The following is a 655-nucleotide window of genomic DNA, read 5'->3' as shown; positions in this document are numbered from 1 at the left end:
CGGCATTGGTGGCCAGGTCCAGCGTGTCGAAGCTCGGCCCGCGCGCCGGATCGATGCCCTCGATGCCGGCATGGGCCAGCCATTGGCGCCAGTCGCGATGGTCGCGGGTGGGATGCAGCAGCGTGTGGCGCGCCAGGTCGGCGCCCGAGGCGATCGGCCGTTCGGCCAGCAGCTCGGGCGCGCAGACCGGCGTGAGCCGCTCGGCGAACAGCGGCACGACGCGCACCTCGGGCGTCGCCGCCATGCCGTAGACGATCGCCGCATCGAAGGGCTCGGTCGCGAAATCGACGTCGTGCCGCCAGGTGGTGGTCATCTGCACGTGCAGGTCCGGATGCTCGGTCTGGAACTGCATCACCTTGGGCAGGATCCAGCGCATCACGCAGGTCGGCACCTTCAGCGCCAGGTCGGTGCGCTGGCGCGTCAGGCGCCGCGAAACGTCGTCGATGCGCGCGAAGCTCTCGCTGACCACCGGCAGCAGCTGCTCGCCCTCGACGGTGAGCGCCAGCCCCTTGGCGCGCCGCACGAACAGCGGGAAGCCGTAATGCGCCTCGAGCGACTGGATCTGGCGGCTGACCGCGCCCTGGGTCAGGCACAGCGCCTCGGCCGCGCGCGTGAAGTTCAGGTGGCGCGCGACCGTGACGAAGACTTGCAGGGC

General features: G+C 71.1%; 1 protein-coding gene. It reads right to left on the bottom strand.

The annotated features are described in order from the left end of the window. Positions 1–655 (bottom strand): LysR family transcriptional regulator (locus FQ705_RS18830; protein ID WP_144143582.1); only part of this gene is annotated, 655 nt, incomplete at both ends.

This window comes from Paraburkholderia sp. BCC1884, assembly GCF_900996225.1.
GTDB lineage: Bacteria > Pseudomonadota > Gammaproteobacteria > Burkholderiales > Burkholderiaceae > Paraburkholderia.
Note: the sequence above shows the minus strand (reverse complement) of the source record. Positions and strands in the feature narration are given on the sequence as shown.